At 65.8% G+C, this 22,314-nt stretch carries 8 protein-coding genes; 3 read left to right on the top strand and 5 right to left on the bottom strand.

Going from position 1 to position 22,314, the window contains the following annotated elements:
- Together ACIPZ5_RS13280 and ACIPZ5_RS13275 are read left to right on the top strand one after the other, a co-directional pair.
- Positions 1–7,767 carry an amino acid adenylation domain-containing protein gene (locus ACIPZ5_RS13280; protein WP_400809077.1) on the top strand — a complete coding sequence of 2,589 codons (7,767 nt, stop codon included), beginning with the start codon at positions 1–3 and terminating at the stop codon, positions 7,765–7,767.
- The gene (locus ACIPZ5_RS13275) at positions 7,760–11,887 is read left to right on the top strand and encodes an amino acid adenylation domain-containing protein (protein WP_400809075.1); all 4,128 of its coding nucleotides are present in this window, start codon (positions 7,760–7,762) and stop codon (positions 11,885–11,887) included. Before ACIPZ5_RS13280 ends, ACIPZ5_RS13275 begins: the two co-directional genes overlap by 8 nt.
- A 387-nt stretch (positions 11,888–12,274) precedes the next feature.
- Here the strand turns inward: ACIPZ5_RS13275 and ACIPZ5_RS13270 are convergent, their stop codons facing one another.
- From ACIPZ5_RS13270 to pvdM, 5 genes are all read right to left on the bottom strand, one after another.
- A complete protein-coding gene (locus ACIPZ5_RS13270; RefSeq protein WP_400809073.1) occupies positions 12,275–14,743 on the bottom strand; it encodes a TonB-dependent siderophore receptor in 2,469 nt (822 codons plus the stop codon).
- An 84-nt stretch (positions 14,744–14,827) separates the two neighbouring features.
- Positions 14,828–16,486, bottom strand: a complete 1,659-nt coding sequence (locus ACIPZ5_RS13265; protein WP_400809070.1) for a cyclic peptide export ABC transporter — start codon at positions 16,484–16,486, stop codon at positions 14,828–14,830.
- 158 nt (positions 16,487–16,644) lie between these two features.
- Positions 16,645–17,499 carry a formylglycine-generating enzyme family protein gene (locus ACIPZ5_RS13260; protein ID WP_400809068.1) on the bottom strand — a complete coding sequence of 285 codons (855 nt, stop codon included), beginning with the start codon at positions 17,497–17,499 and terminating at the stop codon, positions 16,645–16,647.
- A 25-nt stretch (positions 17,500–17,524) separates the two neighbouring features.
- The gene (gene pvdN, locus ACIPZ5_RS13255; RefSeq protein WP_400809065.1) at positions 17,525–18,814 is read right to left on the bottom strand and encodes a pyoverdine-tailoring periplasmic protein PvdN; all 1,290 of its coding nucleotides are present in this window, start codon (positions 18,812–18,814) and stop codon (positions 17,525–17,527) included.
- Entirely contained in the window at positions 18,814–20,172 is a 1,359-nt protein-coding gene (gene pvdM / locus ACIPZ5_RS13250; protein WP_343596207.1) for a pyoverdine-tailoring dipeptidase-like protein PvdM, read from the bottom strand. Before pvdM ends, pvdN begins: the two co-directional genes overlap by 1 nt.
- A gap of 177 nt (positions 20,173–20,349) precedes the next feature.
- Between pvdM and ACIPZ5_RS13245 the strand changes: the two genes are divergently transcribed.
- A complete protein-coding gene (locus tag ACIPZ5_RS13245) occupies positions 20,350–21,981 on the top strand; it encodes a twin-arginine translocation signal domain-containing protein (RefSeq protein ID WP_400809063.1) in 1,632 nt (543 codons plus the stop codon).
- Positions 21,982–22,314 lie beyond the last annotated feature (333 nt).

The following is a 22,314-nucleotide window of genomic DNA, read 5'->3' as shown; positions in this document are numbered from 1 at the left end:
ATGACCCGCAACACTACGCTGCGTATCGCCGAGAAGTTCATCGGGTTGCCGCTCGAACAACGCCGTCAGTTCCTCGCCAAGCTGCGCCAGGATGGCAAGGACTTCGGCCTGCTGCCGATCCCGGTCAGCCGCCATGGCCTCGAGGCCATTCCGTTGTCTTACGCCCAGCAGCGCCTGCTGTTCCTCTGGCAGCTCGACCCGCAGAGCGCGGCCTACAACATGGCCGCCGGCCTGCGCCTGCACGGCCAGCTCGACGAAGGCCGTTTGCAGGGCGCCTTCGACGCCCTGATCGAGCGCCATGAAGCGCTGCGTACGGTGTTCCAGGTCGACGGCGAACAGCCGCTGCAACGGGTGCTGGCAGCCGAACCCCTGGCGCTGCGGCATGTCGAGCTTGGGGCGGCTGATGAGGCCGAGCTGGCGCGCCTCGTGGAAGCCGAGGTCGCCCGCCCGTTCGACCTGCTCAATGGCCCGCTGCTGCGCGCCAGCCTGTTCCGCCTGGGCCAGGATCAACACGTGCTGGTGGTGTGCATGCACCACATCGTTTCCGATGGCTGGTCGATGGACGTGATGGTCCGCGAGTTCGTGCAGTGCTACCAGGCCGGTGCCCAGAGCCTGCCAGCGTTGCCGCTGCAGTATGCCGACTACGCCGTGTGGCAGCGCCGCTGGCTGGAAGCCGGTGAGGGCGAGCGGCAGTTGCAGCACTGGCGCGAGCAGCTGGGTGAAGAACATCACCTGCTCGAAGTGGCGGCTGATTTCCCGCGCCCGCCTGTGCAGAGCCTGCAGGGTGAGACCCTGAAGTTCGACTTCGGCGAGCCGCTGTCGCAGCGCCTGCGCGATACCGCCCGGGCCCAGGGCGTGACCCTGTTCATGCTGATGCTGACCGGCTACGCGCTGTTCCTCTCGCGCCATTCCGGCCAGCGCGACATCCGCATCGGTGTGCCCAACGCCAACCGCGGCCGCGAAGAGGTGGAAGGCCTGATCGGTTTCTTCGTCAACACCCAGGTGCTGCGCTGCGTGGTCGACGAGCGCCTGTCGCTGGGTGAACTGCTGGTGCGGGTGCGCGAGGCGACCTTCGCCGCCCAGGCCAATCAGGAGCTGCCGTTCGAGCAACTGGTGGAAGTGCTCGCGCCAGAGCGCAGCCTTGGCCACAACCCGCTGTTCCAGGCCAAGTTCAACCAGAACGTCGGCGTGCAGAAGCAGACCGCGCTGCAATTGCCGGGGCTGGCGGTCAGCGAGTATCCGCTGCGCAAGGAAGGTACCCACTTCGACCTCGCCCTGGACATCACCGACGACGGCAGCCTGGTGCACGGTGAAATGACCTACGCCAGCGACCTTTACCAGCGCTCCACCATCGAAGGGTTCATCGCTGCGTTGCGTGATCTGTTCGAGACACTGTTGGCTGCGCCAGATGCGCCGCTGCACAGCCTGGTCAAGGTGCCTGCCACAAAGGTTGTCAGCCACCGTGCGCAACCGGCCTTGGTCCTGCAGCGCTGGGACCAGCAGGTGCGCCGCCAGCCCGATGGCATGGCGGCATCTTGTGCAGGGCAACGGCTCAGCCATGCCGAACTGGATCGCCAGGCCAATCGCCTGGCCCATCACCTGCGCGGCCTGGGCGTCACCGCGGGTGCGCCGGTCGCGGTGCTGATGGAGCGCTCGCTGGACTGGCTGGTGTGCCTGTTGGGTATTCTCAAGGCGGGTGGCGTCTACATGCCGCTGGACAGCAAGGCACCGACCGAGCGCCTGCAAGGGATGCTGCAGCGCAGTGGTGCGACGGTGTTGCTGTGCGAGTCTGCCGAGACCCGCCAGCAGGCATTGGCCTCTTCAGCTTGCCAGGTACAACCTTACGCACCGGCGCGCTGGGCCGCGCTGCCGGATAATGCGCCACATGCCGCGCTACTGGCGGATGCACCGGCCTACGTGATCCACACCTCCGGCTCCACCGGCCAACCGAAGGGGGTGGTGGTCAGCCATGGTGCGTTGGCCAGCTATGTCGACGGCCTGCTGCAACGTCTGGACCTGGCGGCGGACGCGAGCATGGCGCTGGTCTCCACCATCGCCGCCGACCTTGGCTACACGGTACTGTTCGGCGCCCTGTGCTCGGGGCGCACCCTGCATGTGCTGCCGGAGGCGCTGGGCTTCGATGCCGATGCCTTCGCCGCCTACATGGCCGAACAGCGTATCGGCGTGCTGAAGATCGTCCCCAGCCACCTCAACGGCCTGCTGCAGGCAGCCAACGCGGCAGACGTGCTGCCAGAGCATGCCTTGATCGTCGGCGGTGAGGCGTGTTCGCCCGCGCTGTACCAGAAAGTTCGCGAGCTCAAGCCCGGCTGCCGCTTCATCAACCACTACGGCCCCAGCGAAACCACGGTTGGCGTGCTGACCCACGAACTGCAAGGTGAAGCGCCGCAGGCGATACCCTTGGGCACGGCGCTTCCGGGTGCCAGTGTGCGGGTGCTGGACGATGTGCTCAACGTGTTGCCAGCGCGTGTCGCGGGCGAACTCTACATTGGCGGCGACAGCCTGGCGCAAGGCTATCTCGGCCAGGCGGCACTGACCGCCGAACGTTTCGTGCCCGACCCATTCGGTGCGCCGGGCACGCGCCTGTACCGCAGCGGTGACCGCGTGCATCGCGACAAGGCAGGCTTGCTGCACTTCGTCGGGCGTGCCGACGACCAGGTGAAGATCCGTGGTTATCGTGTCGAGCCGGGGGAAGTTGGCCGCGTGCTGCGTGGCCTGGCCGGGGTGCATGACGCCGTGGTGCTGGCGGTGCCGCAAGGGGATGACCCGGCGCAGTTGCAACTGGTCGGCTGGTGCGTGCCAGGCAACCCCGCGCTGAGCGTCGAGGCCCTGCGCGAGCAGCTGCAGGCGCTGCTGCCGGACTACCTGGTACCGGCCCATCTGCTGTTGCTGGAGCGCCTGCCGCTGACCGCCAACGGCAAGCTGGACCGCCGCGCATTGCCGCCGCCGCAGGTACAGCTCAAGCGCCATGTCGCCGCCAGTACACCGCTGGAAGAGCAACTGCTGGGCATCTGGCAAGCGGTGCTCAAGCGTGAAGACATAGGCGTTGAGGACAACTTCTTCGAGCTCGGTGGTGACTCCATTCTCAGCCTGCAGATCATCGCCCGGGCCAAGCGCCAGGGCATCAAGCTGAGCCCGCGCCAGTTGTTCGAGAAGCAGACCATCGCCCAGCTGGCCCAGGTTGCCAAGCTGACCGGTGCAGTGGCCAAGCCCGCTGCTGTTGCGCAAGTCAGCGGCAGCATGCCGCTGCTGCCGGTACAGGCACGCTTCTTCGAACTGGCCCTGAACCAGCCAGGGCATTACAACCAGGCGGTCATGCTGCAACCGCGCCAGGCGTTGACGGCGAGCATCGTCGAGCAGGCCCTGGCGCTGCTGGTCAACCAGCATGATGCGTTGCGCCTGGCCTTCGAGAAGCGGGACGGCAGCTGGCGTGCCGAGCATCGGGCTGGCGTGCCAGGCGGACTGCTGTGGCATCGCCCGGTGGCTGATGCCGCGCAACTGCAGGCCATTGCCGACGCGGCGCAGGTCAGCCTCGATCTTGCTCAAGGGCCGCTGCTGCGCGCCGTGTTGTTTGACCTGGCTGAAGGTGGGCAGCGCCTGCTGTTGGTGATTCACCACCTGGTGGTCGACGGTGTGTCCTGGCGCGTGCTGCTGGAGGACCTGGAGCAGGCCTGCGTTGCCCTGCTGGCCGGGCGCACGCCAGCGCTGGCGGATAAGGGCACGGCATTCAAGGCTTGGGCCGAGCACCTGATGGGCTGGGCCCAGGCGCCTGCCCGCGATGCAGAGCTGGCTTACTGGCAAGCCACCCTCGCCGGCCACACCGGCGACCTGCCGGCGGCACGCCGCGACGCCGGGCTGCAAGTGCGCCACGCTCGTACCGTGCGCTGCCGGCTGCCTGCAGACACCACGCAGAGCCTGCTGCAGCAGGCGCCGGCAGCCTATCGCACGCAGGTCAACGACCTGCTGCTCACGGCACTGGCACGGGTGCTGTGCCGCTGGACCGGGCAGGACAGTGCGCTGGTGCAACTGGAGGGCCATGGCCGCGAAGATCTGTTCGACGGCGTGGACCTGAGCCGCACCTTGGGTTGGTTCACCAGCCTGTTCCCGGTGGCACTGACCCCGACCGACGACCTGGCCGGCTCGCTCAAGGCCATCAAGGAGCAGTTGCGTGGCGTGCCCGGGCGCGGTATCGGCCACGGTGTGCTGCGCTACCTTGGCAGCCCGGCACAGCAGGCGGCGTTGCAAGCCTTGCCGGCCGCGCGGGTGACCTTCAACTACCTCGGCCAGTTCGACCAGGGCTTCGGCGAAGACCGGCTGTTCGCACCCGCCATGGAAAGCGTTGGCGCCACCCAGGCGGCCGATGCGCCACTGGGCAACTGGCTGAGCGTCAACGGCCAGGTACTGGGCGGCGAACTGGAGCTGGGCTTCACCTTCAGCCAGGCGATGTTCGACGAGCCGGTGATCGCCCGCCTGGCCGACGACTACGCCAGCGAACTGGCCGCGCTGGTCGAGCACTGCCTCGACAGCCAGGCCGGCGGTGCCACCCCGGCTGACTTCCCGCTGGCGGGCCTGACCCAGGCACAGCTGGACGCTCTGCCGGTCGACCTGCGCCAGGTCGAGAACATCTACCCACTGGCACCGATGCAGGAAGGCATGCTGTTCCACAGCCTGTACGACGGTCAGGTCAGCAGCTACGTCAACCGCCTGCGCCTGGACCTTGACGACCTCGACCCAGACCGCTTCATCCAGGCCTGGCAGCTGGCGTTGGACCAGCATGAATCACTGCGCGCCGGGTTTGTCTGGGAGCAGGGCCTTGAAGCGCCACGCCAGGTGGTATTGCGCCATGTCCAGCTGCCGGTCGAACGCTTCGACTGGGCCGGCGAGGCCGATATCGACGCGCGCCTCGAGGCGCTGGCGCAGGCCGAGCAGGCACGTGCCTTCGACCTTGGCCTGGCGCCGCTGCTGCGCCTGGTACTGGTACGCACCGGGCCGCAGCGCCATCACCTGATCTATACCAGCCATCACATTCTCATGGATGGCTGGAGCAATTCGCTGCTGTTCGCTGCCGTCATGCAGGCCTATTCGGGGCAGCCTGCCGCGCTGGCGCAGGCCAGCCGCAGCGACTACCTCGGCTGGTTGCAGCAGCAGGATCGCGCGGGCGCCGATGCGTTCTGGAAAGCCCAACTGCTGAGCCTGGACGGGCCGTCGCTACTCGGCGCCACCCGCGACACCGCTCAGTCCGGGCAGGGCGCGGTGGTGCTGGAACTGGGCGATACACTGAGCCAGGCCCTGAAGCACTTTGCGCAGACCCAGCAAGTCACCCTCAACAGCGTGCTGCAGGCCGCCTGGGCGCTGCTGTTGCAGCGTCGTACCGGTCAGCGTCGGCCCTGCTTCGGTGCCACCGTCTCCGGGCGCCCGGCGGAACTGCCGGGCATCGAGCAGCAACTGGGCCTGTTCATCAATACCTTGCCGGTGGCCGCCGAGCCGCAAGGGCAGATGGCGGTCGCCGACTGGGTGCGTGAGGTTCAGGCGCTCAACCTGCGCCTGCGCGAGTATGAATACCTGCCGCTGTATGCCATCCAGGCTGCGGCGGGGCGCAACGGCGAAGCGCTGTTCGACAGCCTGCTGGTGTTCGAGAACTATCCGCTGGCCCAGAGCCTGTCGGACAGCAGTGCCGGGTTGCGCTTGTCCGGCCTGGATTATCAGGAGTACAGCGGCTACCCACTGACCCTTATTGCCGAAGCGCGCGAACAGATGCAACTGACCTTCGCCTACCAGTGCCAGGTCTTCGGCCAGCAGCAGGTGCAGCAGATTGCGGCCGAGCTGCGCCATCTGCTGCAAGGCTTCGCCAGCGCACCCCACGCCCTGCTGGGCAGCTTCGGGCTGGTTGATGCGGCGGCACATGAGCGGATCGTGAAGGAATGGAATGCCACGGCGCGCGACTACCCCGGCACGCCGTATGTGCATCAGCTGTTCGAACAGCAAGTTGCCCGCCATCCGCAGGCGCCGGCGCTGACCTTTGCCAAACGTACGCTCAGCTACGCCGAACTCAATGCCGAGGCCAATCGCCTGGCGCAGCACCTGCGTGGCATGGGCGTTGGCCCGGACGTGCTGGTCGGCATCGCCGCCGAGCGGTCGGTGGAGATGGTGGTCGGCTTGCTGGCGATCCTCAAGGCCGGTGGCGCCTATGTGCCGCTGGACCCGGAGTACCCGCAGGACCGCCTGGCCTACATGTTCGAGGACAGCGGCATCGCCTTGCTGCTGACCCAGTCGCACTTGCGCGATGGTCTGCCGATCCCTGCAGGGCTGGCAGTGCTGGATCTGGATCGCACTGAAGCCTGGAGCGCGCTGCCTGCGCACAACCCGGGCGTGCTGCTGCACCCGGAAAACCTCGCCTACGTCATCTACACCTCCGGTTCCACCGGCAAGCCAAAAGGCGCTGGCAACCGCCATGTCGCCTTGCACAACCGCCTGGCTTGGATGCAGGAGGCGTATCAGCTCAATGCCGATGACAGCGTGCTGCAGAAGACACCGTTCAGCTTCGACGTGTCGGTATGGGAGTTCTTCTGGCCACTGATGGAAGGCGCGCGCCTGGTCATGGCGCGGCCCGGTGACCACCGTGACCCGGCGCGCCTGGCCGAGCTGATCACCCGTGAGCAGATCAGCACGCTGCACTTCGTGCCGTCGATGCTGCAGGCCTTCGTCGGTGACGAAAACGCCGCACGCTGCACCTCGCTGCAACGGATCATCTGCTCCGGCGAAGCGCTGCCGGTGGAGTTGCAACGCCAGACCCTGGCGCTGCTGCCGCAAAGCGGCTTGTACAACCTGTACGGCCCGACCGAAGCGGCCATCGACGTCACCCACTGGACCTGCGTCGAGGAAAGCAAGGACGCCGTGCCGATCGGCCAGCCGATCGCCAACCTGCAGACCTACCTGCTGGACGGTGAACTGAACCCGGTCAGCCCCGGCGTGACTGGCGAGCTGTACCTGGGCGGCATCGGCCTGGCGCGCGGTTACCACCGTCGCCCGTCGCTGACTGCCGAGCGTTTCGTCACCAGCCCGTTCGGTACCGGCCAGCGGCTGTACCGCACCGGCGACCTGGCGCGCCAGCGCGAGGACGGGGTGATCGAGTACGCCGGGCGCATCGACCACCAGGTGAAGATCCGCGGCCTGCGGATCGAGCTGGGCGAGATCGAAGCGCGCCTGCAGGAGCAGGACGCCGTACGCGAAGCCGTGGTGGTGGCCGCCGAAGGTCAGCTGGTGGCGTACCTGGTAGCCGAGCAGGGCGACAGCCTGGCGGCGATCAAGGCACACCTGGCCGCCGTGCTGCCGGACTACATGGTGCCGAGCCAATGGGTGCTGCTCGAGCACATGCCGCTGTCGCCCAACGGCAAGCTCGACCGCAAGGCACTGCCCAAGCCGGAGCTGGGGCAGTCGCGGCGCGAATACCTGGCGCCGCAGAGCGAACTGGAGCATCGCCTGGCTGCCATCTGGCAGGAGGTGCTCAAGGTCGAGCAGGTCGGCCTCAACGACAACTTCTTCGAACTGGGCGGCCATTCGTTGCTGCTGGTGCGCCTGGTTTCCCGGATCAAGACCGAATGCTCGGTCGAATTGCCGATCCAGGACGCTTACCTCGCCGACGACCTCGGTGCCTTGGCCAGCCTGATTTCAGGCAGCGCAAGCCCTGCGCAGGAAGACTACGACGCGATTTTCGACGCCCTCGACGAACTGGAGGCATCTGATGCTTAAGCAAGGGACCCAACAGGGCAACGAGCTGGTCCAGCGGATCAGCGGGCTGGGCCATGACAAACGCGTGGCCCTGTTCAAGCGCCTGCTGGAGAAGGGCATCGATCCGGGCCGCCTGCCCATCGTGGCGCTGGCTGAAGGCGACCTGCCACGGCTTTCCCATGCCCAGCAGCGCCAGTGGTTCCTCTGGCAGCTGGACCCACAGAGTGCCGCCTACAACATGCCGGCAGCGCTGCGCCTTGAAGGCACACTGGATCTTGCCGCTTTGCAGAAGAGTTTCGATGCGCTGGTGGCACGGCACGCGCCACTGCGCACCACCTTCGAGGCTGCCGAAGGTGAACCTCTGCAGCGCATCCACGCTGCGGGCCCGGTGGCAATCGAGCAGGTGGCCTTGCCAGGCGCTGATGACCAGGCCGTCGCCGAGGCGGTGAGCCGCGAAGTGGTAAGGCCTTTCGACCTGCAGCGTGGCCCGTTGCTGAGGGTATTGCTGCTGGAAATCAGCGCAGTGGACCGGGTACTGGTCATGACCCAGCACCACATCGTCTCCGATGGCTGGTCGATGCAGGTCATGATCGCCGAACTGATCCAGCTTTATCAGGCCGCCTGCGAAGGCCGCGAGGCCAACCTCCCGGCGCTGGCCATCCAGTACGCCGACTTCGCCGCCTGGCAGCGCCAGCTGCTCGAGGCGGGCGAGGGGCCGCGGCAGCTGGCCTATTGGACGGAGCAGTTGAGCAATGCCCCGGCGGTGCTGGAACTGCCTACCGACAGGCCACGTCCAGCGGTACCCAGCCATCGTGGCCAGGCAGTGACCGGCACGCTGGGCGCGCCGTTGCGCCAGCGCCTGGTCGCCCTGGCACAGGCCCATGGCTGCACGTTGCCGATGGTGCTGCTGGCGTCGTTCCAGCTGCTGCTGCGCCGTTACAGCGGCCAGAACGATGTTTGCGTGGGCATGCCGTCGGCGGGGCGCAACCGGCCGGAGGTGGAACCGCTGATGGGCTTCTTCGTCAACACACTGGTGTTGCGCGGTCGGCTCGAAGATGCCCTGAGCACCACGCAGCTTCTGCACCACACACGCGCTACCTTTCTTGCTGCCCAGGCCAACCAGGACCTGCCTTTCGAAGCGCTGGTCGATAACCTGGTGGCGCATCGCGACCTCAGCCACAACCCGCTGTTTCAGGTCATGTTCAACCACCAGGTGATGGACGATGGCCTGGGTGCCTCGGCGCTTGCCGGCCTGTCGATGACCTTGCTGCCAGCGCCGACCTCGCGGGCCAAGTTCGACCTAGCGCTGGACACCCAGGAACATGGCGGTCAGCTCAGTGCCAGCTTGAGTTATGCCACCGACCTGTTCGACAGCGCTACTGCCGAGAAGATGTTCGCCCATTGGCAAAACCTGTTGTGGCGCATGAGCACCGAGCCTGGCAAACCGATCGCCGAGTTGTGCATGCTGAGCACGGACGAGCGTAACTGGCAGCTAGTGGACCTGAACCCTGGCCTGGACCAGGTAGCTGAAGTGCGCACCGTACATGGCCTGATACAGCAACAGGCTCAACTGCGCCCCAACGCCCCGGCCCTGGTCGTGGCGGGCAGGCAGCTCGATTACCAGCAACTCAACCAGTGGGCCAACCGGCTGGCGGCTCGTCTGCGTGAAGCCGGTGTCGGGCCTGAAGTACGCGTCGGTATCGCGCTTGAGCGCTCGGTCGAGATGCTGGTGTCGTTACTGGCCGTGCTCAAGGCCGGCGGCGCCTACGTGCCACTGGACCCAACCCACCCACGCGAGCGGTTGAGCTACATGATCGAGGACAGCGGCGTGGCCCTGGTGCTGGCCCAGCCCCATCTGCTGGCCAAGCTGCCGCTGCCTGCCGCTGTCGAGGTGTTGCCGGTCAGCGCCGATGGCGCCGAACTGCAAGGCTACCCAGCGCACGATGCCCATTACCCGGTAGCGGCGGGCAACCTGGCCTATCTGATTTACACCTCCGGTTCCACCGGCCGGCCGAAGGGCGTGGCGGTCACCCACGGCCCACTGGCCATGCACTGCCTGGCTATTGCCGAGCGCTATGGCATGACCCCCGAGGACCGCGAGCTGCAGTTCGCCTCGATCAACTTCGATGGTGCCCACGAGCGCTGGCTGGTACCGCTGGTTTCCGGTTCGCTGCTGATGCTGCGTGACAACGATGCCTGGGATGTCGAGCGCAGCGCGCGCGAGATTGCCGAGCATGGCATCACCATCACCTGCTTCACCCCGAGCTACCTGCAGCAGCTGGCCGAGCATCTGGGCGAGGCGGGGGCAGATCTGCCCATCCGTTCCTACACCGTGGGCGGCGAAGGCACCAGCCGGGCCACCTTCGAGCAGATCCAGCAGGTGCTGCGCACACCGCGCATCATCAATGGCTATGGCCCGACCGAAACCGTGATCACGCCGTTGCTGTGGGCGGTGCACCTGGGCAGCGGTTTCGATGCGCAGTACATGCCGGTGGGCACGCCCGTCGGCGCGCGTTCGGCCTATGTGCTGGGCAGCGACCTGCAGCTGTTGCCCGCAGGCGTGCCCGGCGAACTCTACATCGGCGGTGAAGGGCTGGCACGTGGTTACCACCAGCGCCCAGGCCTGACTGCCGAGCGCTTCGTCGCCGACCCGTTCGGCCCGCCAGGTGGCCGCCTTTACCGTACCGGCGACCTGGTGCGCCTGCGTCATGATGGCGTGGTCGAATACCTGGGCCGGGTGGATCATCAGGTCAAGGTGCGCGGTTTCCGCATCGAACTGGGTGAGGTGGAATCGTGCCTGATGGGCATGGATGAAGTGCGTGAAGCGGTGGTCGCCGTGGCGGGCGAAGGGCGCGGATCGCGCCTGGTGGCTTACCTGGTGCTGGCGCCGGGGTTGCCGTGGGATACCGCGTTGCGTAGCCAGGTACTTGCCCGCCTGCGCCAGGCCTTGCCGGAGTACATGGTGCCCGCGCACCTGCTGGTGCTGCCGGCCATGCCCTTGAACCCCAACGGCAAGCTCGACCGCCATGCCTTGCCAGCCCCCGTGCTGGACCGCTCCGAGCATTACCGGGCGCCTGTCACACCACTGGAAATCAGCCTGGCAACGCTCTGGGGCGAGCTGCTGGACGTGGAAGAAGTCGGGCTCGATGACAGTTTCTTCGAGCTGGGCGGCAACTCGCTGCTGGCCATGGAACTGGTGCGCCGGGTGCGGGTGGCTGCATTGGACGGGTTCACCCTGAGCCTGCGCGAGCTGATGACCACGCCACGTATCGGCGAGTTGGTCGGGCGCCTGCAAACCCCCGCCAGCCAGGCTCCGATGCTGTTGCTGAACACCCCGGCGCAAGGCGCCAGGGCACTGTTCTGCCTGCATGGCGTGCACGGCTCGGTGTTCGACTACCTGCCATTGGCCAGGCGCTTGCAGCCGCACTGGGCGGTGCACGGCATCCAGTGCCGGATGCTGTTCAACGCAGCCTGGGTCGACGCGGATGTCGAGTCCATGGCCGTCGACTATTGCGACTACATCCGCGCCGTGCAGCCACAGGGGCCGTATTACCTGCTCGGCTGGTCGCTGGGTGGCGCCTTGGCGTTGCAGGTGGCGCGTGAGCTGGAGGCGCAGGGGCAGGTGGTGGCCTTTGTCGGGCTGCTGGACAGCTATCTGCCGCAGGCCGACCAGCAGCAGCCCTGGGATGAGCGTTTGCTGAGCCTGCTTCTGGCGCTGGGTGCGGATGAGGGCGCCAGCCGGGCTCTGTGCAGTGGGTGGCAGGGACCCGAAAAGGACCCGCAACTGCTGCTCGGTGAGGCAATGGAAGCTGTTCTAAGCAACCTGTCGGCGCCGGTGCTGGCTGCCCTCGCTATTGCCGAGCGGGTGGCCTTCGTGCGTACCACGCTGCAACTGGATCGGGTTGCGATGGCCATGAAGGGTTTGCCTGGCACTCGGGTGAAACCCACCTGCTGGTGGGCGGCGGGGCGCGAAGTGGCGGCGCAGTCGAGTCTCGATGGGCACTACGGCACGGCACTGCGGCATTTCAACGTCAACCGTGGCCATTTCGATCTACCGCAGGATGAGCAGTTGATCGAGGCGGTGGCCGGGCAATTGCTGGGCGTTGGTGTTGAGCGCGATGAGGCCGCATTCGAGGCTTGACCCCTTTAGGCCAGGCGTGGGTTGTGTGGCGCCTGTGAGATCGAGCGCCGCCCGCGCGGCGCATCGCGGATAAATCCGCTCCTACATTTGTTTCGGGCCAGTTACTCCTGTGAAGCCAACAGGGACCGCCTTGTTGGAATGGCGATGTATCTCGGCGGGCGCTGATGCAGCTCCGCCTGTCTTGAGCCATGCACCAAGGCGGACAGTGGAGACCTCGCAGGAGTAACTGGCCCGAAACAGATGTAGGAGCGGATTTATCCGCGATGCGCCGCGCGGGCGGCGCTCGATCTCACAGGCGCCGAAGCCCTCAAGGCAAACACCTCGCAACCCAACCACATTTCCATCGCTCGCAAAAAAGCCCGCCGAAGCGGGCTTTCTCAATCAGCTTCAGAAATCGGCTTTAAGCGTCACCGTGTAGTTACGAGGTTCGCCATACACGTTGCTCGCGTTCAACCAGCCAATGGACGAGTAGTACTTCTTGTCGAACAGGTTGTTGCCGTTGAGGGCAACGCTGAAGTTCTGGTTGATCTGGTACGCCACGCGGGCATTCCAGATGGCATACCCGGCCTGCTCGATTTTGTCGATGCCGTTGGTGCCACCCTGGTTGGTGTTGTGGTTCTTGCTCTGGATGCTGGCACCGGCACCGACAGTCCACTGGTTCAGCTCGCCAGGCAGGTTGTAGTCACCCCAGAAGCGCAGCAGGTGGCGGGGCGTGTAGCTGTTGAAGGTAGCGCCGGACGCCGTGCTGCCATCACCCGGGTCGTTGAGAAACTTGGTCGAGGTGTAGGTGTAGCCGGCGAACAGCTGCAGGCCAGCCAGCACTTCGCCGCTGATTTCTGCATCGAAGCCTTCGGCGCGTACCTTGCCGCCTGCCACGTAGCAGTTGGTTTCACCGTCCTGCCCGCACACCGAGTTGAAGTCGTACTGGGCGCGGTTCTTCTGGTCGACGCGGAACACCGCGAAGCTGGTGTTGACGCGGCCATCGAGCAGTTCGCCCTTCAGGCCGATCTCATAGTTGGAACCCTCGATCGGCTTGAGTGGGGCGAGGTCTTCGGTCAGTTCGGTCTGCGGCTTGAAGATGTCGGCGTAGCTGACGTAGGCCGACCATTGATCGTTCAGCGCGTAGATCAGGCCGCCATACGGCGTGACTTCACCGGTTTCCTTGGCATGTGACGGGTCTGGCGATGCAGTGGTAAAGCGCGTCAGCTCGTAGTCGTACTTGTAGTTGCTGACCCGTGCGCCGAGCACCAGGGTCAGCGGGTCGATCAGCTTGTAGCGCATCACGCCGTACACGCCATTCTGGCGAATCTTGGCCTTGGAAACACCGGCGTAGGTGGTGCCGAGCATTTCATCCAGGGTGGGTTCGCGAGGCGAGACTGGGTCGTAGATGTTCATCGGGCCGAGATTGAGCAGGCCGCCCTGCAGGTCGTCGGTGCGCAGGTCGCTGGCGTTGGCACCCACCACCACCTCGTGCTCCAGGCCGAAGGCGCGCCATTTGCCGGTGAGGTTGATGTCGGCGCCCTGGTTGATGTTCTCGAAGTCGTACAGGTAGGCACGCGACTGCATGCCGTTACCGGTGGCCGGGTCGACGGCGCCACGGCCGAAGCTGTAGAAAATGTCGTTGGTCTCGCGGATGTAGCTGCCGGAGGCTTTCAGGCGCCAGTCTTCGTTGAAGTCGTGGGTGATATCGGCGAAGTAGGTGGTCTGCTTGTTGTTCCACTTGTTCCAGTCGGCACCGGTGAAGGTCGAGCGGCCGACGTTCACTGCGCTGCCGTCCTTGTTGCGCGGCAGGCCGCCGAAGTAGGGCGTCGAGTGCAGGTCTTCGACGCTGGCGCCGGCGGCGACCGTGGTGGAGTCGCTGAGGTCGTATTCGAGAATCCCGTACAGCACGTTCTTGCGGCTTTCTGCCGTGTCGTAGAAGTAGTCGCGGTCTTCATGGCCGGCGACCAGGCGCCCGCGCAGCCGGCCGTCGGCGGTCAGCGGGCCGCTGGCGTCGATGGTCTGGCGATAGGTGTCCCAGGAGCCGGCGCTGGCGGTGATGGACAGGGACGGCTCGGCCTTGGGGCGCTTGCGCACCAGGTTGATCGCCGCACCGGGGTTGCCGCTGCCTTGCAGCAGGCCGTTGGCGCCGCGCAGGATCTCGACGCGGTCGTACAACAGGGTGTCGGAAGTGAAGCTGCTGCCGATGCCGTAGTAGCGGCGGTCCAGCGGCACGCCGTCGTACTGGATGGTCTCGACTTCGAAGCCGCGCGAGTAGATGTACTTGCCGCCGGACGGGCTCTGGTAGGTGGTGATGCCGGTGGTTTTTTCCAGCACCTGGTCGAGGGTGTCGAGGCGCTGGTCGTCCATCGCCTTGCGGGTGACCACGCTGACCGACTGCGGGATGTCCTTGAGGCGATGGGTGCCTTTGCCGATGGTCACCGCGTTGGACGTGTAGCTCCCCGAGTCCTCGGTGGTGGCATCGAACTGGCGCCCGGAAATGTTCACCGGGGCCAGGTTCAGGGCGGACGCATCGGCAGGCCCGCTCAGGGTGATGGTGTGGCCGTCGAGCTGGTAGGTCAGGCCGCTGTCGCGCAGCAGCAGGCGCAGGGCCTGTTCAGGTTCCATGTTGCCCTTGACCGCGGGCGCCGGGGTGTTGTGCACGGCGTCCGGGCTATACAGCAGCTGCAGATTGGCCTGTTTGGCCAGGGTATTGAGCGCCCCCACCAGCCCCTGCGACGGGATATCCAGCGCGACCGGCTCGGCTTGCGCTGCCATGGACGCTGCCAGTGCACAGGCCAGCAGCGACGGAGGGAGAATGGCCAGTGTTTTCCTGCGAACCGCCCGGGCGAGCGGCGAAACCGTGGTAATGGTCATGCGGATACTCAGTGTTAGCAGATAGATTATTTATGAGAGTTATTTGCATTTATGTAACGTGTCGGCGCCCCAGAACCGGAAAAATCAATGTGAAAATACTGTGATTTCTTCCTCCACCCGCTTGCCGTCGCGCAATCGCAGCAGGTGATCGGCAACGTCGAAGTAGCGGTCGTCGTGGCTGATGACGATGATGGTCTTGCCCAGGCGCTTCAGTTCCGGCAGCAGCTCGGTATAGAAAATGCGCCGGAAGGTCGGGTCCTGGTCGGCGGCCCATTCGTCGAACACCAGCACCGGGCGTTTCTCCAGCCAGGCGTTGACCAGTGCCAGGCGCTTGCGCTGCCCGGTGGACAGGTCGGTGGTGGTGAAGGCGCCATCGCGGATCTGCACCTTGTGGGCGATCTCCAGGCGCTGCAGGTACTTGCCGGCGTCCTCGGGCAAGGCCTGGCCGTCCTGCAGCAGGTCATCGAACAGGTAGTAGTCGGCGAACACCGTGGTGAACAGCTGGCGGTAGTCGTCGCGGTTGCTGGCGGTGACGGCCTGGCCGTCCAGCACGATCTCGCCTTCATGGGGGGCGTACAGGCCCAGCAGCAGCTTGATCAGGGTGGTCTTGCCGCAACCGTTCTCGCCGACGATGAACAGGATGTCGCCCTGTTCGACGCGCAGGTTGATCGGCCCCAGGGCAAAAGGCGCGGCACCGTCCACCGGCGGGAAGGCGAAGCGCACATTGCGCAGTTCGAGGCTGCGAATCTGCCGGTCGGGGACTTCAGGTGCGTCGAGCAGCAGGTGCGGTTCGGGCGACGAGAACTGGGTCGACAGCTCGGCAATGCGGCGGAAGGCGATTTGCGCGCGGCTGACGATGGGCAGGGTCGAAACCAGGTGCTCCAGCGGCCCCTTCATGAACAGCAACACCAGCACGAAACCGCTGGTGACCTTGGGGTCGGTGATCAGCTGGGCCTGTTGCAGGGCCAGCACCAGCCCGATGACCACGAAGAACAGCATCGAGCCCAGGCTCTTGGCAACCACGAAGATGTTGATCGAGCGGATGTGGGTGTCGCGGATGAAGTTGGCGGTGCGGCTGATGCGTTCGTCGAACATGCGCTGACGGCGCGGGCGGCTGATGCGTAGCTCCTTGGCACCGGACGCGACACCGCTGTAATGCCGCTGCATTTCGTCTTCGGCCTCGCGGGCCGCATGGAAACCGCGGATACCGCGCACCCGCGCGATGTACTGCACCGCCGTGCCGATCAGGATGGCGCAGGCGGTGATCAGGAACATCGGCCAGGACAGCTGGGCCAGGTAGCCGAGGCAACCCAGGGTCACCGATAGCGAAATGGCCAGCGGTGCAAAGGCGAAGGCGAAGTCGCTGATGGTGTCGACGTCATGGGTCAGCACCGGGATCAGGCGGTGGCTGCGGTAGCGTTCGATCTGTTCGATGGGGGCGCTGAGCACCTTCTCGCCGAGGTCGCGGCGCAGCCGGGCAATCACATGCTGGCCGACATAGTTGGTGCCGATATCCGAGGCGATGGAGGCGCACAGGGCGAGCAGGCAGATACCGCCGAACGCCAGCACCACGCCCCAGGTGATGGCGCCGGGGGCATGCAGCAGGTTGTTGATGTTGGCGAGCAGCAAGGTGATGCACAGGCCGCCGACGATCCCCAGCACGACGGCCAGGGCGACGATCAGTCGGTAAGGCTTGAGCAGGCCGAGGAGTTCGCGGAGAGCGCCAGGGGTCGATCGGTTCATGGTGAATTCCTGGTGGGTACGCGGATGCGGTTTCGGCGCTGCGCGTGCGAGCGCCGTGTGGGCTGGTTGCCCAGTGAAAAGACGTGTGAGGGGGGCTGTGATTTAGCTGGCCCGGGCCGTGCGCCCGGGCAAGTCGGTACCGCGTAGAGGGGTGTCGCTCAGAGCTCGCGGGCTACCCGGAAGCCCAGCCAGTCGCCCCGTACATAGGGTTCGCGGTAGTTGCGGTTGCCGGAGCGGGAGAACACCGGGGCTTCGCTGTAGTCGTTGCCGCGGATGTGGTTGTACTCGCAGCTTGCCTCCATCCACGCACTGCCATCGGCGGGTGCGCCGACGTAGTTGTCGTGCCGGCAGTCGGCGACCCATTCGTAGACATTGCCGTGCATGTCGTAAAGGCCGAACGCGTTGGCCGGGAAGCTGCCGGCGGGCGAGGTGTAGTTGAAGCCGTCGGCGGCGCCATAGGTGTTGGCGTGCTTGGCGATGCTGTATTCCTTGCCTTCATCGAAGGGGAACGGGAACGGGCCGCTGCTGCCTGCGCGGGCGCCGTATTCGCGCTCGGCTTCGCTGAGCATGCGGTAATGCTTGCCGGTCTTCTTCGACAACCAGGCGACGTAGGCCTTCACCTCGTCGTAGCTGATGCACACCGCCGGTTGGTCGGGGCCTTGCGGATAGCTGGGCTTGCCATTGGTGCAGCGGCGGCCTGGACGGTCGTCGCCGTCGGGGAGGGTGACCTTGGCTTCGCGTTGCCAGGCCTGCAGCTGTCTGGCCTGGACCTGAAACTGGCTGATGGCGAAGGGCCTGGCGAAGGTCACGGTGTGCATCGGGCCTTCGTCCGGCTGGCGGCCGACTTCGTCGTCAGGCACGCCCATGGTGAAACTGCCGGCGGGCAGCACGACCATCTGCGGGCAGTCCTTGCAGTCCTTGAACGTCTTGCCGGGTGCGTGCGCATCGCTGGCAAAGGCCGGGGCGCCGGCGAACAGGGCGGCCACCAGGGCCAGGGGCTTCAACATGTGCATGGCGGATCTCTTGAAAGGCGAAAGGTCAGGCGAGTTGCGGGACGAGGATGGCCATCACCCGGTCGATCTCGGCTTCGTCGTTGAGCAGGCTCGGGGCCAGGCGCACCACTGGGCCGACATCACGGTCGACGGCGTCGCTGATCACCTTGTTGGTCATCAGGTGGCGTGCAACGGCGTCGCAATCGCGGCCCGCGACGCGGAAGAAGGTGAACCCGGCGGAAAGCTGGCTGCTGCGTGGCGTCACCAGCTGCACCTTGCGGTGCTCGCCGAGGCGCTGCTTGAGGTAGTCGTTGAGCTGGTGCACGCGGGCCTGGACATCGGCCTTGCCCAGCTGAAGGTGCAGTTCGAAGGCCTTGCCCAGGGCTAGGCGATGGTCGAAGGCGTGGTAGCCACCGGGGGTCATCAAGGTGCCGAAGTTCTCGCCCTTGGTGAAGGTCGGCAGGCTGGGCACCAGGTACGGCTGGGGCTTTGCTTCGCGGGCGATGATCACGCCAGTGCCGCGTGGGCCGAACAGCCACTTGTGGGTGCCGGCGATGAAGTAGTCGCAGTTGAAGTCGGCGAAGGCCACGTCCTCGATGCCGAAGCCGTGCACGCCGTCGACCACGTAGATGATCTGGTCCTGCTCGTCACGCCCCTGGTTTAGCGTTTTCACCAGTTCGCCGACTTCGCGGATCGGCAGTTTGACGCCGCTGCCAGACTGCACCCAGGTCATGCCGAGCACACGGGTTTCCGGGCGGATGGCCTGGCGGATATTGCCGAGCATTTCGTCCACCGAGACCAGTTGCGGGTCCTTGAACAGCGCCACCCGGCGCACCTGGGTGCCCATCAGCCGTTCGCGGTAGGCCAGGCGGGTGTTGGTGGAATAATGCTCGTGGGCGCTGACCAGGATTTCCTTGCCCGGCGCCACCTGCAGGCCGCCGTAGATCATCGACAAGCCTTCGGTGGTGCTACCGGTCAGGGCCACCTGGCTCGGCTGTACGCCGAAGTAGCGGCCGGCCCATGCGCGCACCTCGTTTTCATAGCCCCAGAGTTCCTCGCGGTCCCAGTCGACCATTTCGCCCGGGTTCTGGTCCAGCCGCGCGCGGAAGCGGGCGATGGCCTCGCGGACCACACGGGGGTGGGAGGCGAGCAGGAAATTGCAGAAGTGCAGGTAGGCCGGGTCCAGGTCGAACTGCTGGCGCAGGGCCTGCCACTTGTCCTGGCCGGGTTTTGCCACAAGGGGGGCGGCCAGTGCGTTGGTAGTAAAACTGCCGGTCAAGGGCAGGGCGGCGGCGAACAGTCCGGCCTGCTTGAGAAAACTGCGACGGTCGTTCATCAGCCGCGCTCCGCTTGTGTGCTGGCACCGGGCTTGGCCAGGCGTTGCACCTGTTCCCATACGCGCAGGAAGTTGCCGCCCCACAGCTTGGCGATGTCGGCGTCGGAGTAACCGCGCTGGATCAGTTCGGCAGTGACATTGCGCGACTCGCCGACGTTCATCCAGCCGGTGACGCCGCCACCGTCGTTGAAGTCGGAGGCGATGCCGACATGGTCGATGCCGATTTTGCGCACGGTGTAGTCGATGGCGTCGACCATGTCCTTGACCGTGGCGCGGGGCTCTTCGTCGAGGATGGCGTAGAGCGCGCTGGCGTACTCGCCGAACTTCTGCTCGGGCCAGATGGAGATGATCGCGTCACCTGGCATCAGGGCGTTGGCCAGACCGTTCAGTGGCTGCAGGTCGAAACGCTTGCGCAGGGCGTTGAGCTTGTCCAGGGTGCCCTGGCTCAGCGGTTTGAGGTAGGCCGGGAAGCCCACCACCTGCACCACACCGCCGCTGCGCTTGATCGCTTGCAGCTCGTGGTCGCTGAGGTTGCGCGGAATATCCACCAGCGCACGCGGCGCCGAGTGGGAGGCGACCATCGGCGCGCGGCTCAGGCGAGCGACGTCTTCCAGGGCCAGGGTGGACATCTGCGAGACATCGATGATCACGCCCAGGTCGTTGAGCCGGCCCACGGCCTGTTCACCCAGTGGCGACAGGCCGCCGAGGGCGTCGGGGGTGTCGTTGAGGAACGGCAGCGGGCGCGAGGAGTCGGCCCAGGCGTTGTTGCCCACGTAGCTGAAGCCGAACATGCGCATGCCGCGCGCGGCCCAGGTGTCCAGGGCATCGAGGTCGTGCCCCAGCGGGTAGGCATTGAGCATGCTGAGGAAGATCGCGAACTTGCCCTCGCCGTGCAGGCGTCGGAAGTCGGCGGGGGTGTAGGCGATGGCGACCTGGTTGGGGTAGTCGCGGACCATGCCGGTGAGGATCTTGTAGCGCATCTCCTGCTGCTGGCGCGCTTCATCGACGAAGGCGGCGGTCGGGCGATGGGGCGCGTTGGCGCCGTTCCAGATTTCCGGCCAGCCGAAGATCGTCAGTGCAGCCCCCGAGAGGCGCCCGCGGCCGGCCTTGACCAGGTCGAACTGGCCGTTGCCATCCTTGTCGGCCTCCTTGCCTTCGGTGCCGAAGTTCAGCGGCACGGTGATGTGGCTGTCGAAGGAGATGATGCGCTCTTGCAGTTCTTCTGCGTGTTTCATCACTTCGCGCGGGTAGCCGGCGGGCAGGTAGATGAAGAAGTACCAGGCCGCGGCGCCCGCAAGCGCGAGGATCAGCGCCAGGGCAGCGAGGTAAGGGGCCTTGCGCAAGCGTGTCGTGTTCATTGCCATCCCGTTGGTTGCAGGGTCTATGCGGTTGCGGCAGCCGCGATCACGGGGCTTGCCTGTCACGGAGGGACGAGAGCGGCAGCGGGAAATTTAGCGGCGTGCTGCCGGTAAATTTGCCGCGCGGCGTCTCGTTCTAGCTCGATAGGCGTGGCTGACACGGATACGGATGTGGCGATGAGGTTTTCCAGGCGTGGGTTCATGGTGGGGCTGGCGGTAGCCGGGGCGGCGGGTTCGGCAGCGTGGTATGCGCGCCAGCCGCGCGACCACGACGAGAAGCTCGGCAAAGATGAAGTAGAGACCCCCGGCGAGGCCACGGTCGATGCCGCTACCGCTGCGGGTGTGCGCATTGGCGACAAACTGCGCGGCATCTGGGACCTGCGCTTCAGTGGTGCCGAGGCTGGCCTGGATGGCCTGCCCCTGCAGGACGTGCAGATGCTGCTGGATGTCGGCCCGAGTGGCCGCTCGCTGCGTGGTTTCATCGACGTGGCTGAACGCCTGCGCGGCAGTGACCAGCCCCGTTACCGGGTGCTCGGCGAACTGGTCGCCGCCGATGCTGGCAAGGTCCGCTGGCGCCTGGTGCCGGCTGGGGCGTCAGCGCCCAGCCATGAACTGGAGGCGACCCTCGATGAAGTCTGGGCATCCTGGGGCAACGCTGGCGCCGGCACCCTGACCGGGCGAATCCGCCGCAGCGACCGGCCACTGCTGAGCCCTGAGCCGGACAACCACTTCGTCGCCAGCAAGCGCGCCTTCCCTGAGGCGCGCCAGGTCACGCCGCTGGCGCCGGCGCTGATGGCCTGGCTGAACTCGCCCGAACACCGCCTGTTCCACCAGGTGTGGCATGCCACCCGGGACAAGTGGCACCGCCTGGCCGAAGACAAGCGCGACGCCCTGCGCGGCGCTGGCTGGCAACCCGGCCCGCGTGACGCAGAACGCGGCGCACGCGGGCGGCGCAAGCACCTCAATGGCTCCGGCGAGGACTTCTTTTTCATGCACCGGCACATGCTGGGGCACGCCCGCGGTCTGCAGCCTGACCTGCCGAACTGGACGCAACTGCCGCTGCCGTCACCGCAGCTGGAGTACGACCGCCAGGGGTTCATCCGTTATCAGGAAAACCATGACGGCAACTCGGTGCCACCGGCCTGGGTCGCGGCCAATGACGAGGAGCTGAGCCAGTGGTTGCATGGCATCAAGGCGGCCGAAACGTTTTTCAGCAATTTCCAGGTCTGGGAATCGCAGTACCAGGACCCGGACTACCTCAGCCGCCTGACCCTGGGGCAGTTCGGGTCGGAGGTGGAACTGAACATCCACGACTGGCTGCACATGCGCTGGGCCACCGTCACCCGCGACCCTTCCAACGGCGCGCCGGTGATGGGCGATCGCAACCAGACGGACTATGCGGCGCGCTGGTTCCGTGAGGAGAACGACTTCCTCGGCGACCCGTTCTCGTCACACGTCAACCCGGTGTTCTGGCGCTTCCATGGCTGGATCGACGACCGTATCGAGGACTGGTACCGGGCCCATGAGCGGGCCCATCCGGGTGAGGTGCAGCGGCGCGAGGTCAATGGCGTGTCGTGGTTTGCGCCGGGGCGCTGGGTGCAGGTTGGCGACCCTTGGCTCGGGCCGATGACCCATGGTTGTGGGGGGATTTCCGATGCCGGGGGCGGGGCTGGGGAGATGGAAGTGGAGGCGATGAAGCTGGCGTTGCGCATTGCCTTCAGTGGCGAGCGGGAGGTTGACGACCTGCTGCGGCGTACGCCACGCAGGCCTTGGTATGCGCGGCATATGAGGTTGACGGAGGACGTGTGAACTGAGCAGATTTTATGGCGGGAGAGCGGTGTCATGGCTTGAAGGTGCTCGCCATGACAGGTTCAGCGCCTGTGAGATCGAGCGCCGCCCGCGCGGCGCATCGCGGATAAATCCGCTCCTACATTTGTTGCAACGTGCCGAACCTGTGACGCCATGGTTGTCAGCCTTGGCGCATGTCTTGAGCCTTGCAACCAAGGCAGGCAACCATGGCCTGACAGGCATGGCCACGTTGCAACAAATGTAGATACTCTGTTGGCGGTCAAGCTTTTCTGAGGTGTTCAGAGCTGAAAAGCTTGGCTGTATGGAATGGCTCATCTCCGTGCATACATGCCC

This window comes from Pseudomonas sp. NPDC089428, assembly GCF_044749325.1.
In the GTDB taxonomy this organism is placed as follows: domain Bacteria; phylum Pseudomonadota; class Gammaproteobacteria; order Pseudomonadales; family Pseudomonadaceae; genus Aquipseudomonas.
The sequence above is the reverse complement of the archived record's forward strand: the minus strand, read 5'-3'. Positions and strand labels throughout refer to the sequence as shown.

Coding starts and splice junctions, on each gene's coding strand:
- ACIPZ5_RS13260 (WP_400809068.1), bottom strand. CDS start 17,499: ATGCACATGTTGAAGCCCCTGGCCCTGGTGGCCGCCCTGTTCGCCGGC.
- ACIPZ5_RS13265 (WP_400809070.1), bottom strand. CDS start 16,486: ATGAACCGATCGACCCCTGGCGCTCTCCGCGAACTCCTCGGCCTGCTC.
- pvdN (WP_400809065.1), bottom strand. CDS start 18,814: ATGAACGACCGTCGCAGTTTTCTCAAGCAGGCCGGACTGTTCGCCGCC.
- pvdM (WP_343596207.1), bottom strand. CDS start 20,172: ATGAACACGACACGCTTGCGCAAGGCCCCTTACCTCGCTGCCCTGGCG.
- ACIPZ5_RS13280 (WP_400809077.1), top strand. CDS start 1: ATGACCCGCAACACTACGCTGCGTATCGCCGAGAAGTTCATCGGGTTG.
- ACIPZ5_RS13275 (WP_400809075.1), top strand. CDS start 7,760: ATGCTTAAGCAAGGGACCCAACAGGGCAACGAGCTGGTCCAGCGGATC.
- ACIPZ5_RS13245 (WP_400809063.1), top strand. CDS start 20,350: ATGAGGTTTTCCAGGCGTGGGTTCATGGTGGGGCTGGCGGTAGCCGGG.
- ACIPZ5_RS13270 (WP_400809073.1), bottom strand. CDS start 14,743: ATGACCATTACCACGGTTTCGCCGCTCGCCCGGGCGGTTCGCAGGAAA.